Origin of the sequence: Rummeliibacillus pycnus, from assembly GCF_002884495.1 — a bacterium.
GTDB classification, from domain to species: domain Bacteria; phylum Bacillota; class Bacilli; order Bacillales_A; family Planococcaceae; genus Rummeliibacillus; species Rummeliibacillus pycnus.
In genome coordinates, this window is the sequence record NZ_KZ614145.1 from 1062135 (window position 1) to 1076202 (window position 14068).

A 14068-nucleotide genomic window follows, 5' to 3' on the forward strand; every position below is an offset into this window, starting at 1 on the left:
ACTTTCATATAGAATTTGATACTTAAATACTTTCAGGTAAGTGGTGTTTATACATTTCTAATGCATTAGTATGTTCCTTTAATACATCAATTGTTTTTGAGTTTGGTTTTATGTATATTATCGGATAATCTATTTCATCAAATTTCTCATTAACTGAGAACGCTAATTTTTCTTCATTTATTGAAAATTGTGCATCAACACCAGCTTTGTTGCCACGTGCATCTAAACGGATCCACTTGTTAAGAGATTTTATAAAGACTGCATTCAAAGCGTGAATCGAATATCCTTTCTCTGGAGTATCGAACAACATCAATCTCTGATAACAGAACCCTGTTGGTATTCCTTGCGAACGTAATAATGAAGCTAAGAGGTTTGCCTTTGCATAGCAAATACCTTCTTTAACCTTTAGTACATCTGAAGCTTTATAAGTAACTTTCTTCCCTTGAATATCCCAAGAATGCACTATTTCATCACGAACAAATTCAAATGCAATTTTTGTCTTTTCTATTTCAGTTTGTGTTGAATGAAAAAGTTCCTCAATTTTCTTTTTTATGATTAAATCAGAGTAGTTTACTACATCCAATTCCAACAGATAATCTTCTAAGTGTTCAGATTCACAAATTATTTTCATCAATTATCCCTCTCAATTTTTATTAGTTTAGACAATCTTTCAACACATACCGTTAATTCTCCTGGTATATGGAAACAAACATCTTATGATTCCTCGTTAATAGATGGTGATCGTACATGTAGTATTCGCTATGAAGGATTTATAGTTTAAATAAGATATCGACTCCAAAAGGGTTTACTATTGAATTCAATTATAATGAATTCGATAAAATCTATTAATGGTATCTATATGAAAACAAGGGAATCCTCATTATTGGAGTTCCCTTGTTTTTTGATAAAAAGTTGCTGGAGAATCAACATTTTTTATCCAAAGTCGTTCGAATTCAGTTTTGCTATCTTTCACCCATACCTCTCCCCTGTTATTCTTTTCATTGTTTCGATACCATGTAATCTTTTGCCCAACTACTTGAGGTGCATTATCGATTTCATTTTTCTTTGGATTCGTAATCTGCATTTGTTCATTTGATTTTAAATTGATGACATAAAGTGAAGTAAACATAGTTGGAACAGGCCCCAGTTTCCAATCCTTATTTTCTTTTGCGCGGGCAACAATTACCTCTTCTGGTGAGAGCCAATCCAAATCAAGATCAACATATCCTTTAGGAGTGTATACTTTTTGTTCGCTCACTGTAGGAATATCAGTAACGGTTGTATTTTTGTTATCAACATAAAATCTCCCCTCACCAGATATAAATGCTAGCTGATTTTTTGTAGGTGCCCATTTGATCCAATCACCTTTCTCTAGCATTTTACCTATTACTTGAAAGTTAACGCCCACTGATGAGAGGACACAAAGGGTATTGCTATCCATTGACCAAGATGCAGTAGGCGTTGCCAAAAAACTAAGCCATTTGCCATCACAACTCCATTTAAACGCTACTGCATCAATCGCAAATAAATCATTTGGAGCTGTTTGAATCGTATAAAAAGGTTTAATTTTACTTGTATCAAGATTGGCATCTACAGGAACTTTAAAAAGATGAACAGGTTGCCATCCAGTAGGAAGCAGGTTTGCTTGAGACGAAACGATAAAATCTTTTCCGTTCGGAAACCATTCGAAATCACTAACCCCCAGAGAAACATTCTCAAAACCTCTTGGTTGATCATTCTTTGTTTTTGTGACGTTTAAAACACCATCGTCAGTGTAAGCAAGTTGATTTGATATAGGCGACCATTTAAAATTTCTTGTTTGAACAATATATGGCTGATAATTTTCCTTTTTCTTCAAATCATAAATATACAAATACGGCTTATCATCACCATCTATATAAGCAATAAACCGACCGTCGTATGACCACTTTGGAAAGAATACATTCCGGCCCACTGTTAATTGTGTTTCTATATTACCTTCTTTTAACCATAATTGATGATTTCTAATAAAAGCTGCTTTAAGTGGAGCTTCAGCTGAAACTGCTATTGAAAAATTCAAACCCATTAGTAGGATCAATAATAAAGTTCGAATTGCCATTCTTAGACCTCCTTGAAATAAGGATGTCCTAATGAAGAATAAAAATTCGAAGCATTTCTTTAAAATAAAATTAACTCTATTTATTTATATGAATCAATTTCATAAATACGATTCTAGTCGTAAAACACGAACGTTATTTAAATATACGATCCAATAATTTGGATTACACTTCAACTATACTATTTACTTAATATGCCGCTTCAGATGGCGCTTTCCGTGGGCGAGCAGTGAGCCTCCTCGTCCGCTTACGCTACCTGCGGGGTCTCACTTGTCTCGCTTTCCCACAGGACATTGAATAAGCTTCCTTGAATTCGCAATAATAGATATTGCATAACAATTTAATCTTTTAATGTTCGTATTTTATATCAAAACTTTGAATTATGAAATTAACTCATGTACTTGTGATTTCAACTCTTTTAGTTTAAGCCCTCTCCCTTTTGGGCCAAATAAAATAGGAGAGCGTATAAACAAGATCAATCCCTAACACAAACGACCAGATTTTTAACACTTTAAATAATGCTTCGGTTTGTGAGGTATCATTTATTAAATAAATCATTCCTACTAAAAGTCCAGAACCAATCAGATAGGAAAGTACGTGTTTTCCCCAACCCTTCAAATTGTTCAATGCATATTGCATACCGAATAATTTAATAGGTTTTGTCCCTTCTTTCTTTACATAATAAAGAAATCGTTGATCCGCCCAGTTAATCATGCTTTTTCCAAATCCGATGGAAACACCTAAGTAAACCGCTGCAATCCCATGAGCTTGTGTTGCAATTGCTCCACGATATAGATCAATACTCGTTGTAATTAACAAAATGAGATCAATTACTGGTGTTAAAGCTAATAAAAATAATCCTAACTTATTTCGCTTGAACACATATCGAGTCACTAAACCTGAAATAATAACAACCCAAAACAAAACTTCACAAGTTACAATCATCCAAGCTACAAAATTCAAAAAGGACCTCCTCAAGTATTTAAATTTATTCTATTGAAAGCCACCTTAAAATTTATCGTAATTAACTTCTGATTCCTTCGTTGACTTCTAATTATTCTTTTAAATTAGTAATAGACTTTTGAACATCTTGACCAACAGTTTGATCTATATTTTTCATACTTTTCTTTTGTAATTTAAAATAGGTCTCAATCGCTTGTCTCGCAATGATATTATTCGTGTATTCCGTAATTGTCCCCGAAGTTGTCACCCATGGTATCACGACTGCATAAGCAATTTCAGGGTTTTTATATGGTGCAAAACCTATATGTGTAATTGTTAGAGTTTTTGTGCCATACGCTGATCTCTGTGGACCATAGTAAACTACTTCTGCAGTACCGGTTTTCCCAGCAGCGTCAAAATTTGTGTTTTTGAAGTTAAAAGAGGCTGAACCTTGACTGCCATAATAGACTCTGTGCATCCCTATTTTCACATGATCAATTTCTGTCTTTGAATTATTGATCGTATTTAAAACTTTTGGACTTACTTCATCAATAATTCTTCCTAGTTTTTTACCATCTTCAGAAGGTTTCCGAATTTCTTTTAATAAATGAGGTTGTATTCTTTTTCCTCCATTTGCAATCGTTGAAACATATTGTGCCAATTGTAGAGGTGTAAAGGTATCATATTGTCCAATTACTAAATCAAGGAATTTACCTGAAATAGTTTCCGGACCTTTTACACCTGTAGTTTCACCAGGTAAATCAATACCCGTTTCTACACCAAGGCCAAACTGTGCAAAAGAATTTCGGACTTTTGTAAAATTTTTAGCGTCTATGCTTAAAGCAGCTCCAGGTACATAATTAACACCTGCAATCCTAAATGCTGTCTGGAACATATAAACGTTTGATGATTTTTCCAATGCCGTTAAGTCCGTTAAATACATCGAGCCAGAAGGATTAAAAATTGATTTTTTGATTGTGCCGGCAATATTAATGGGAGTATCTAATAACACCTGGTTAGGTCTAATTGCACCTAGTGAGTACCCTGTTAACAATGTAGCAGGTTTTACAACAGAGCCAACTTCATAGGCAGAAGTGAACGTCCCAATTGCATAATCACTAACTGTGAGTTTACCATTTTCATCATGATCAAGTTTTTTACCTACCATTGATAATACTTCACCAGTATTTGGATTCATCATGACTAAAAATGCACGATCCAGTAAGCTAGATCCACCTTTAGATTTCGCTGCAAGCAATTGTCTTTCAACAATATCATCTAATTTTAATTGTAAATCACTATCAACCGACAAAACTAAATCATTACCAGGAGTTCCATCAAATTCTGTCGTTGTATCCACTACTTGTCCAGCAGTATTCGTTTTGCTTTTTATCACAGCCTTTTTCCCTTGTAAGAGCTCTTCATACTCTGCCTCTATATAACTTTTCCCCACTCGATCATTTCTCGAATAATTTCTAGCTAGATAGTAGTCTAATTTATCTTTTGGAATACCTTCTACAGGTGTTGTAGTTGAACCTAGAATACTTAAATCTGATTTTTTCTTACGGGCCCAGTCTGTCGTTGTATTCACATTTGGTAATTCATGTAAGTTTTCAGATACAACAGCAAATTCTTTACGTGTTACATGATCACTTTTTATAATTTGAGGCGTTAAATTGTAACCCGCCACCATTTTGCTATATATCGCTAAAACTTGTAAGTCTTTCTTTGTTAAACTTTTCAGTTCTTCGTTTGTTATGCGTTCACGAACTAATTCATCAATTTTCGATTGTTTTTGTGAAGAAGATAGTTTTTCATTATTATTGATTGCTTTTTCTTCTTTTTTTGAAACTTTATTATAGGCATCTTCTTTATGAAGTACGATCCAATAATTTTGCTGATCGCGTAATGCTATTTTGCTTGTATCCATCTTAATAAGATTTGATAATTTTTTAGCAGTTTCTAGCATTTCTTGGGCTTTTGTTGTTGGGAGTTTAGTATATGTAATAGCATTTTTAGGTTTATTGTCCACTAAAATACGCCCATATCGATCATAGATACGCCCTCTTGGTACATTCGTATTCACTGTTATTTCTTCAGCATTTTTTAACGCTCTAACATAATCTTCACCTTTCACAATTTGCATATAACCTAATCGCAAAATGAGGATTGAAAATAGAATGAAAATAAAAAAGAATAAAATATTCATTCGAAATGAGATCTTTTCAAGTTTTTTGTTTGTTCGTTTTCTTTGATGCAAAGAAAGACACCACCCTTTTTTGATTCATCTAGCGTTTGAACTTTATCAAAAATAAAATTGATATTTTACATTTTATACAATAATATAGATATAAATTATCATAATACCATTATTTATAAAAATTGGCATTTTTGCAATCATTAAAAAAACATCATGTTTTGAAATAACTTTTTAGGTGACTTATAGAGCTCAACGTTTAAGTATCTCTGGAGAAGCATCTCATTTTGGGAAGCTTGCACGGTCGATCGTTTTAACGGCTGTGCAAAAAAATTCAGACCTTTGGTTGATTATTTTATTCTGAATTCATCGTATATTCAGTTATATAAATATTACTAAAGGAGTTATCAAAATGATAAAAGGAATCTATGAATCACATTTGCCAGTAAAAGACTTACAAACATCCATAAAATTCTATGTAAAATTAGGCTTGAAATTAGCTTGGAAAAATGAAAAAACAGCTTTCTTTTGGGTCGAAGAAGGTAGAAGTTGGCTTGGTTTATGGGAAGGACAAGAGTATCAAACACTCTACCACCCCTCCCTTAGACATATCGCTTTTGAAGTATCGTATCAAGATTTAAAGAACTCTTTAACATGGTTAAAATCGATACAAATTGAAGCAGTACGCGAAGGTGGTAGAGATTCAGTTGTACCTTTTATTCGTCCTTATCAAGGAAATGCTTCGGTTTACTTTAAAGATCCAGATGGAAACAGTTTAGAATTAATGTGTTTTGTTGAAGTTCCTGATCATCTAAAACATATTTCGAATAAGTTAACTTTCGGTGAATGGGAAGAATTAAAAAATGAAAGGATCGTAAAATGACAACTTTTACATTGGAAGATAAAAAAATAATTGTCACAGGTGCTGGCGCAGGCATAGGGAAAGCAATTGTTGAAAAGTGTTTAAATGAAGGTGCTACTGTTATAGCTTGTGATATCAATCAAGAGTCCTTAGATAATTTAAATCGTAAAAGTAAATTTCCTACAAATCTTTATACATATACAATGGATGTAAGTCATTATGATGAAGTGCAAAAGTTTTTTGAATACATCCAAAATGAACATCCAGATAGTAATAGCTTGATTAATAACGCTGGGATTTATTTGGCTAAAAATATATTAGATTACGAGATTTCTGAGATTGATAGGGTTTTAAATATCAATATTAAAGGTTTTGTATATTTTTCACAACAATTTGCTAAAATCCTCTTTCGGAATAAAACTTATGGTTCAATTGTTAATATGTCTTCTGTATCTGGAATGGAAGGAAGTTCTGATGCAATATATGGATTATCAAAAGCAGCTATTTTAGGCCTTACAAAGAGCTGTGCAATGAATTTTGCTCCCTATATAAAAGTAAATGCAGTAGCACCTACAATGGTAGATACGTCAATGATGGCAGTAATTCCTGATTGGAGGAAGAAAGAATATCTACATCACGAATTAATTAATACCCCCGTCTTACCTGAAGATGTTGCTGACACAGTTGTGTTTCTACTGTCTGAAAAATCCACACATTACACTGGCGCCACTTTTGATCTAAATAATGGTGGATATCTTAGGTAATTTGTTTATTTATAAAATTGTACAAAAAAAATGTACATTTCTAAATTGAATGTTAGTCGTGTACATTTTTTCAATATACAAGTTTGCAATACAAATGACATGCTCTTACATTTCAATCATTAATTCGATAATTTAAATACGATTGTTAGTAAGATAGGTATTAAAAGGAGAACAATCATAACATATCCGATATATTTCAATGGTTTTGGTAATTTTTTAAAATCACCGTTTGTAGGGTTACCTTCGATTTTATTTAGGTGGTCTATTACATCATTGAACGGCTTTTTTTCTTCTTCCATGCAAACACTCCTTATATACGCAACTATTATTTCCTAATCCATATATAGAGAAAAATTTTCTGCTTATCAATGAAATACAATTATTATGTTCAGATTTCAGACACCATTAGGTTAACTTCATAAATTTATGGTATATAAGAATACCCCAATTAATGTCTTGTCTTTTCTCAAAACTTTGAATTCGATAATTCATTATACTATTTTACATTCAACATCTATTCGTTAACAATCTGTAGTATATGGCATGTTCATATACTATTTTTTTATAGATGGATTTTCCTCCCAATCTCGAGTTATTGTAAGCCCATCAACTGTTAATTGTCCTTTTTTCTCAATCACTTCACTGGATTGATCATCATAAAATTTTAGTTTCAATGTGTATTTGTAATCAATTGTTCCATCTTTGTTTTCTTTAGATTTCTTAAGATTTACATTTTCTAATTTGATACTTCTATTTGATACCTTTGCTATTTCAGGAGCAATTTGAAATACCCGATTCGCCATCTGTTTTTCAAACTCATCTTCTGAAAAGTATCCTTTTACTTTTTCACCTATTTCCGTTCCAGATGGCGGGTTCAATGGGTCTTTAATGTTGTACTGGACTGTCTTGTAATCTTGAAGAAGCTTTAAAACATCTTTATCGCTTGGTTGATCTTTGCCACAAGCAAATAATGTGAACATGATCATACATAAAACCAACATTCTAACTATTATTTTCACATGATCCCTCCCCTATCTATCTTATTTGTATTTTATCTACGTATTTTTTATTAGCAAATATTCATTTTTCTTACAGTAATTCAAATAAATTTATGATGAAATTAAATATACTCAAAAGATAATTAAAGTACATTTCCCCAATTTATAGGAACTGTGCTTTCTTTAAAATGTCATTTAAGTGGTGTTGTTGATAAAGTGTTATAAGCATTTGGAATCGTATGAGGTCCAAATGAACCGGTTTCACCTTTGTTATAAGTTGAATCATGCATTTACTGCTGAGCTTCTTTAAATTGATTTCTAAGTGATTGTTCAAACTTTTTTGGCGACATATTTTTAACATTGTTATACAATTTTTCTTTGCTTTTTTCTTCAACATAAAAAGTAATACCAAATTTCTCACTGAGGTGATCCAGAACTTTTTGATAAGGTATTTGTAAAAAATCAATATCGACATTTATGTCCCACAAATAGAAAAGAATATAAAAGATAATGTTAAAATTAAAAATCCCCTCACTTTATCACTCCATTTAATTTCAATACTTAATTATTATTCAATTGATTCTAGCTATATTAAAAATAGTGATCGTACAATTAGGTATTTTTCGTCTCGATATAATAGCTTCTACTTTCTTTATTGAAAACACCAATGCATAGAATCATTGCTACGATAACACTTGTTGCTGCAAATATTATGGCTACAATTTGTAAAGAAAACAAATCTGCAAGTCCTCCAAGAATAATCGTAAGAGCAATTTGTACTAAACTTTGAAATATTGAAGCAATACCTCCAAAACGCCCCATAATATTTAGAGGTACATTTTTTTGATAAAAAGTATCAAATCCTGCATTACTAAATGACATAAAGAATCCTAAAATAAGAAAAGCAGATATGGCTGACCAAAATCCTGTTGAGCAATAAAACAATAAATATCCGATCATAGTCAAAAACATTCCAATGCCTAAATATGTTTGGAGTGATATATACCTTACTAAAGCAACAGAAGCTGATGCACCAACAATAGCGCCAATCCCTGTCAGACTAACAATTAAGCCATACATTTTTTCTGATTGCTCTAAATCATGTTTAATATAAGTAGCCTCCTGAGAATCGAGAGCAAATGCAATCATTAATGCACCTTGGAATAACACATAAATTTTAGTAAAGTAACGTTCACCAAGCATAAAATTTTTTACGACACGCCAATCATCTTTTATTACTTTCAAGCTAATTGATACACGTTTCTTAGAATTTTCATCTTCAACATCTGGTAATAAATAGATACTGAATGCACATATGAAAAATGAAACTGCATTCATAATAATGCACCATGTTGTACTAGAAATCCCTATCAAAAAACCAGCAATAGCTGGACCTATACAAACTGATCCAGTATTCAATACACTCATTATTGAATTGAATCTTTTCTTATCTTCATCGTCTACATATTTTGAAATATAAAAAGTTGAGCTTGGTCCAAAGAATGCCCCAGCAATGTTTGTCGCAAAAATAATTACATAGATTAACCAAATAGAATGAATAAAAGGAACTAATAGAATGAATCCCCCTCTTAAAACATCGGTTATAATCATTAATTGTCTTTTATTCTTACGATCTATAACGGAACCTGCCCAAAAGTTTGTTAATATTCTAGCCATTGGTCCAACAATATAGATACCCGCAATAGCTACCATGGATTTCGTCATGTCTAATATGAAAATATTCAAGGCGATTAGATAAATCCAGTTACCTAAATTAGATACTCCTATCCCACTAAATAAAAGTGAATATTTCTTCCAACTCCTCATACAATTCCTCCGAAATTAAATGTAATTGAATTTAATTTGCATTAGATTTTATGAATACTTCTCTTTTTCCATTACCTGAAGTATTCGTGGAATTTCCAATAAATTGTCTATAATGTAATCTGCTTGTACCATTTTTATAGTTAAATCCCTTTTCCAAATTGTGATCATCCCTATATTTTTTGCTGCTTCAATATCATTTTTAGGATGATCGCCGACAAAAACACTTTCAGTTGCATTTACACCTAACTTTTTTAATGCACGTTCGAATATTTCTGGATCGGGCTTTTTGAAACCTTCCCATTCTGAAATGATGATTACATCAAGATATTCTTCAATATTTAAAGCGCGAATGGTATCTAACTGAAACTGTCCATATCCATTTGTAATAATTCCTAATAATAATCCCTGTTTTTTTAACTGAGATAGCATTTCTAAATGATTTTCAAAAGCCAAGCAATGATATTTAAATTCCGTTAGATAATCCTTTAATAATTCCTCACATGTTATGCCAATAATATTGTATTCAATTATCATTTGGCCATAGACTTTGTCTTTCCAAACATAACCATCATGATCTAACTCAATAAATCGACTTACATACTCTTCTTTCGGAATATGAGAAAAATATACAAACAATCTTTCATACTGATTTTCAATAAAGGGAACAATGGATGTTTTTCGATTATGTAATGTCCCATCTAAATCAAAAAATACGGCTTTAATCATTGTATTGAACTCCTTATTAAAAGTTAGAATTGATTTCTTCTCTATTACATTCTCTTAAATCCACTTTTTTCCTACTTATTTCCACGATATCGCTTCTGTTTTTATACATATTTTTGAATTTTTTCATAATTAGGAATATTATTTTGACTTTATTAAGTACCTCGTTATATTATGTACTTAACAAACGTAAGTTAAGGTTGTGAAGAAACATGGATAAAGAGCAATTACGTGGAAGTTTAGATTTAATAATCCTTTCTCGTATCATGAAAGAAGATAATTATGGGGGTGGCATTCTAAAGGAGGTGTACGAAGCAAGCGAGAACTTCCTTAAAATTAGTGAAGGTTCTTTATATTCTCTTTTAAAACGATTAGAAAAAAAATCCTATATTGAATCCTATTGGGGAGAAGAACATTTGGGCGGAAGAAGAAAGTATTATCATATAACTGAATCAGGCCGTGCTTTATTTGAAGAGAAGTTAGATGGATGGCGGAAGATTAATAAACTGATTGAATCTGCATTGGAGGAAATCTAATATGAATGATATCGACAGGTATATCGATCAAATCTTAATGCGTGTTGAAGTCAATGAGCAGGAACACCACAATTTGAAATCTGAGTTAACTGCGTTATTAAATGAAAAAAAAGAAGATTATTTACACAATGGATATACGGATAAAATTGCTATAGAAAAAACAATAAATGATTTCGGAGATGCAGATGAAATAGGCATGTCTTTATCTCGCTCTATATCTCCACATAGAACAATCGCATTACAGTTATTAGCGATTCTCTCAATCACTTTTACCACTATTGCGATTTTCAAAGTGGGCATTGAATTCAATTTTTATCCATATACATGGATGATCATCATGGCAATTCTTACAACTCTTACTTTTATATTTACTAAGAAACAAATTTATATTGCTAGATATAGGATGATCTTCATGTTATATTGCTTTATTTATATACTTGCATGGTTTTATGGAATTATGCTAGTTGATGGAGCTACAGATCACATCATAACTTGGTTTTATCGTATAATCGGAATTTTATTTTTAATGATTATTATAACCAATGCTATTCTTGGCGCTATTTATCAACCAGTAAAAAAACATTTCAAATCGTTTCAAACAAAAAATCGAATCTTTATCGTTATTTGTAATACGGTTAGCGGAATAATCGTCATGTATTGCACTCTGATTATGCTTGCTGGATTTCTGATTTTTGGAAGTGCAGAAGATATGTCGAAATTAGTACCTCCCCTTACTCTATTGTTTATTTGGATATGTAGTCTTTTAATCAGTAGTTATCGCCCAAATTTAAAGTGGTTGAGTCTCTGTATTCAAATTGGAGTTTGTAGCTATATTTTTACTATTTTTGATTTTATTATCTGAACATTCCGTCTATTAGACAGTAAATTCGTTAAACGTTAACGGTGGAAACATTATTTATTAACTATTGTTAGTTTAAAAGCAAAGAATACATTTTGACAAAAAATGGTCAAAATAGATTCTTGGAAGGTGATAGTGATGCAACTTCGATTGAGTTTATTCATTTGTATTTCAATTCTACTAGTTTCTTGTGGAAAAGGTGATTTTGTAAATACTTCTGAGAAAATAAAAGTAACGATTCGAATTGAAGATTCTTTAGATATCGATCAAAGATATTTACTACGTGTTCTTTCTGATGGCAAACAAGCTAATGATATAGCTATACTTCCTCAAGACAAATCAATCATCACGAATAAAAATAACGAAGTTACCACAAATTTAGCCCTTAATGTACCATATACAATTTACGTCTATAGGACAAAAAGCAAGACAATAGATGAATATTATCTTAAACCAAAGTCTTCTTCAGCAAAATCTAGTGAAAGTACAAAAGACAATCCATTGTATACAGTAAACATTACACCTACACATGATACTAAAACAATAAAGATTCCACTATCGAAGTAGTAGTTTTCATTTAAATCTTTTTTCATTCTGTAAATAAGTCAATAAAGAGGGTGCTTTGCATACAGATATGCAAAGCACCCTCTGGATTTTAGTTTTCTAAGTTATGTATAATATAGAAACAATAATAAGAAACAATCCAACTACTATAATGATCATCTTAGTAATGTACCACGATAGTATACTAAAGAAAAAACCGATTGAAAAAAATAGCAAATTACCGATTAATCTATCATTAGTCCCTACTGCTGAAGAATATCCATTGACAAAGTATTTTTTACGATCTTCCTTCTTATAAAAAAATCCAAATCCCATAATTATGCTACCCAAAGTAGCAATAACAATTTTTATCATCATTTTAACTTTCCTTTAAGATCCAAGAAATCTAATACAATTTGTGTTGATTTTATCAATTCCATATTGCCTTTTTTTATTCTAATTTGAAGTGCTTCATTTAGATATTTCTTAGCTAACTCAATTTCACCGAGCTCCATGAAGCACTTACCTTTATGCTGATAGATAAAATCCTCATAATCTGGCATTTTAAATTCAGTTGAAAGAGTTAATGCTTGTTCAAATAAATCCAACGCTTCTTGATGGAAATTCGCAAATTTATAGGCTTCCCCTAGACGAATCAACGTTACGATTTTCCTTTTAGGATGTTGTTCGGTTAAGTTCATACATTCTCGAAAGAACAAAATAGCTTGTTCCGCATTATTGATCACTCGATATGCATTTCCTAACATACTATACAAAACATAAAGATCTTCGTTTTTCAAAGAACCTAAAATGAGAGGTTCACTCTCTTCAATAAACTTTTTAACATATTGAATCGAACTGGCTTGTTCTCGAAAACATTGATTTTCATCAAAAAAAATATATTCGGTTAGCTGTGTGAATGCAATCTTTACCTTTTTAATATCCAAAGACCCACACCTTCTTTTTCAGAGCTCATAAAGCACCTTTTAGATCTCTAATGACAACCTAATCATATCCTTGCACTGTATACCATTTTCAACTATTTTCTGATTATAATGTCTTATGAAGAAATTTTGGTCAACTCCTGTTATTCTGAATCCACATTTTTGATAAAGTGCTAGTTGTCCGATGCTAGAATTTCCAGTACCAATTTCGATTGTCTTATAATCTTTTAACTTTGCTAATTGAATGGCATGAAAAATTAATTGTTTCCCAATACCTCTATTCTGGAAAGACTCTTCAACTGCAATATTTACTAATTCTACCGTTTCAGGTCTTGTCGGAAGTAATACATAGACACCAACAATTTGGTTGTCTAATTCTGCTACATAACATTCCCCCCTTTTTAAATATTCTTCAACAAGTGAGTGTGATGGATCAGCCAATAGCAATAGATTGATTGGTGATTTCTCTCCTTGGTACAGTTTACGAATAATCATTTTTATCTCTCCTTACAAATTTACTAAGAACAATATGAAAATAACTGTGCCGTAATTTTGAATATTGCCTTAGACTGTCTTTCTTAGTCTAATGATTCAAACTATTTACAATGATAAATATTATGATAGCTAAAAGAACAACTACTCCACCTATCGTCGGACTTCCATAGTACGTTCGATCAGAAAGTTTATTTGTTTCAATTTTGCTTTTTTTCTCCTCCAGCCACTTTTCTCTCTCCTCTTCGAAGCGTTCCATTTTCTTTTTACTCAATTGAATCCTCC

The 14068-nt window shown here is 31.7% G+C and carries 17 protein-coding genes; 5 read left to right on the forward strand and 12 right to left on the reverse strand.

Going from position 1 to position 14068, the window contains the following annotated elements:
- Positions 1–22: 22 nt before the first annotated feature.
- The 4 genes from CEF14_RS05335 to CEF14_RS05350 form a co-directional block, all read right to left on the reverse strand.
- Positions 23–631: a transglutaminase-like domain-containing protein gene (locus tag CEF14_RS05335; RefSeq protein WP_102691899.1), complete on the reverse strand. Its 609-nt coding sequence runs from the start codon at positions 629–631 to the stop codon at positions 23–25.
- A 249-nt stretch (positions 632–880) separates the two neighbouring features.
- Positions 881–2098: a translocation protein TolB gene (locus tag CEF14_RS05340; RefSeq protein WP_102691900.1), complete on the reverse strand. Its 1218-nt coding sequence runs from the start codon at positions 2096–2098 to the stop codon at positions 881–883.
- Positions 2099–2519: 421 nt separating this feature from the next.
- Positions 2520–3059, reverse strand: coding sequence for a hypothetical protein (locus CEF14_RS05345; protein WP_102691901.1), 540 nt, complete (start codon positions 3057–3059; stop codon positions 2520–2522).
- Between the two features lie 91 nt (positions 3060–3150).
- On the reverse strand, positions 3151–5247 hold the full coding sequence (locus CEF14_RS05350; RefSeq protein ID WP_245890240.1) for a peptidoglycan D,D-transpeptidase FtsI family protein: 2097 nt from the start codon (positions 5245–5247) through the stop codon (positions 3151–3153).
- Between the two features lie 400 nt (positions 5248–5647).
- Between CEF14_RS05350 and CEF14_RS05355 the strand changes: the two genes are divergently transcribed.
- The gene (locus CEF14_RS05355) at positions 5648–6118 is read left to right on the forward strand and encodes a VOC family protein (protein ID WP_102691902.1); all 471 of its coding nucleotides are present in this window, start codon (positions 5648–5650) and stop codon (positions 6116–6118) included.
- Positions 6115–6861, forward strand: coding sequence for an SDR family NAD(P)-dependent oxidoreductase (locus CEF14_RS05360; protein WP_102691903.1), 747 nt, complete (start codon positions 6115–6117; stop codon positions 6859–6861). Before CEF14_RS05355 ends, CEF14_RS05360 begins: the two co-directional genes overlap by 4 nt.
- Before the next feature lie 119 nt (positions 6862–6980).
- Here CEF14_RS05360 and CEF14_RS05365 read toward each other — a convergent pair whose 3' ends face one another.
- The 5 genes from CEF14_RS05365 to CEF14_RS05380 form a co-directional block, all read right to left on the reverse strand.
- Positions 6981–7160 carry an amino acid transporter gene (locus tag CEF14_RS05365; protein WP_102691904.1) on the reverse strand — a complete coding sequence of 60 codons (180 nt, stop codon included), beginning with the start codon at positions 7158–7160 and terminating at the stop codon, positions 6981–6983.
- A 255-nt stretch (positions 7161–7415) separates the two neighbouring features.
- On the reverse strand, positions 7416–7880 hold the full coding sequence (locus CEF14_RS05370; RefSeq protein WP_102691905.1) for a hypothetical protein: 465 nt from the start codon (positions 7878–7880) through the stop codon (positions 7416–7418).
- Positions 7881–8149: 269 nt separating this feature from the next.
- A complete protein-coding gene (locus CEF14_RS18945) occupies positions 8150–8347 on the reverse strand; it encodes a hypothetical protein (RefSeq protein ID WP_170061446.1) in 198 nt (65 codons plus the stop codon).
- Between the two features lie 124 nt (positions 8348–8471).
- Entirely contained in the window at positions 8472–9686 is a 1215-nt protein-coding gene (locus CEF14_RS05375; protein WP_102691906.1) for an MFS transporter, read from the reverse strand.
- Between the two features lie 48 nt (positions 9687–9734).
- Positions 9735–10412, reverse strand: coding sequence for an HAD family hydrolase (locus CEF14_RS05380; protein ID WP_102691907.1), 678 nt, complete (start codon positions 10410–10412; stop codon positions 9735–9737).
- Between the two features lie 209 nt (positions 10413–10621).
- On the opposite strand from CEF14_RS05380, the gene CEF14_RS05385 reads away from it, so the two are divergent.
- The 3 genes from CEF14_RS05385 (at position 10622) to CEF14_RS05395 (ending at position 12371) form a co-directional block, all read left to right on the forward strand.
- Positions 10622–10945: a PadR family transcriptional regulator gene (locus CEF14_RS05385; protein WP_102691908.1), complete on the forward strand. Its 324-nt coding sequence runs from the start codon at positions 10622–10624 to the stop codon at positions 10943–10945.
- Between the two features lies 1 nt (position 10946).
- Positions 10947–11807, forward strand: coding sequence for a hypothetical protein (locus tag CEF14_RS05390; RefSeq protein WP_102691909.1), 861 nt, complete (start codon positions 10947–10949; stop codon positions 11805–11807).
- A 135-nt stretch (positions 11808–11942) separates the two neighbouring features.
- Positions 11943–12371: a hypothetical protein gene (locus tag CEF14_RS05395; protein WP_102691910.1), complete on the forward strand. Its 429-nt coding sequence runs from the start codon at positions 11943–11945 to the stop codon at positions 12369–12371.
- A gap of 350 nt (positions 12372–12721) precedes the next feature.
- Here the strand turns inward: CEF14_RS05395 and CEF14_RS05405 are convergent, their stop codons facing one another.
- From CEF14_RS05405 to CEF14_RS05415, 3 genes are all read right to left on the reverse strand, one after another.
- On the reverse strand, positions 12722–13294 hold the full coding sequence (locus tag CEF14_RS05405; RefSeq protein WP_102691912.1) for a tetratricopeptide repeat protein: 573 nt from the start codon (positions 13292–13294) through the stop codon (positions 12722–12724).
- 39 nt (positions 13295–13333) lie between these two features.
- Complete coding sequence (locus CEF14_RS05410; RefSeq protein WP_102691913.1) at positions 13334–13786, reverse strand: GNAT family N-acetyltransferase; 453 nt, start codon at positions 13784–13786, stop codon at positions 13334–13336.
- An 88-nt stretch (positions 13787–13874) separates the two neighbouring features.
- Positions 13875–14057, reverse strand: a complete 183-nt coding sequence (locus CEF14_RS05415; protein WP_102691914.1) for a hypothetical protein — start codon at positions 14055–14057, stop codon at positions 13875–13877.
- Positions 14058–14068 lie beyond the last annotated feature (11 nt).

Excerpts from the sequence above, each read along its gene's own strand:
- CEF14_RS05335 (WP_102691899.1), bottom strand. The coding sequence starts at position 631 with ATGAAAATAATTTGTGAATCTGAACACTTAGAAGATTATCTGTTGGAA.
- CEF14_RS05340 (WP_102691900.1), bottom strand. The coding sequence starts at position 2,098 with ATGGCAATTCGAACTTTATTATTGATCCTACTAATGGGTTTGAATTTT.
- CEF14_RS05350 (WP_245890240.1), bottom strand. The coding sequence starts at position 5,247 with ATGAATATTTTATTCTTTTTTATTTTCATTCTATTTTCAATCCTCATT.
- CEF14_RS05355 (WP_102691902.1), top strand. The coding sequence starts at position 5,648 with ATGATAAAAGGAATCTATGAATCACATTTGCCAGTAAAAGACTTACAA.
- CEF14_RS05360 (WP_102691903.1), top strand. The coding sequence starts at position 6,115 with ATGACAACTTTTACATTGGAAGATAAAAAAATAATTGTCACAGGTGCT.
- CEF14_RS05365 (WP_102691904.1), bottom strand. The coding sequence starts at position 7,160 with ATGGAAGAAGAAAAAAAGCCGTTCAATGATGTAATAGACCACCTAAAT.
- CEF14_RS05375 (WP_102691906.1), bottom strand. The coding sequence starts at position 9,686 with ATGAGGAGTTGGAAGAAATATTCACTTTTATTTAGTGGGATAGGAGTA.
- CEF14_RS05380 (WP_102691907.1), bottom strand. The coding sequence starts at position 10,412 with ATGATTAAAGCCGTATTTTTTGATTTAGATGGGACATTACATAATCGA.
- CEF14_RS05385 (WP_102691908.1), top strand. The coding sequence starts at position 10,622 with ATGGATAAAGAGCAATTACGTGGAAGTTTAGATTTAATAATCCTTTCT.
- CEF14_RS05390 (WP_102691909.1), top strand. The coding sequence starts at position 10,947 with ATGAATGATATCGACAGGTATATCGATCAAATCTTAATGCGTGTTGAA.
- CEF14_RS05395 (WP_102691910.1), top strand. The coding sequence starts at position 11,943 with ATGCAACTTCGATTGAGTTTATTCATTTGTATTTCAATTCTACTAGTT.
- CEF14_RS05410 (WP_102691913.1), bottom strand. The coding sequence starts at position 13,786 with ATGATTATTCGTAAACTGTACCAAGGAGAGAAATCACCAATCAATCTA.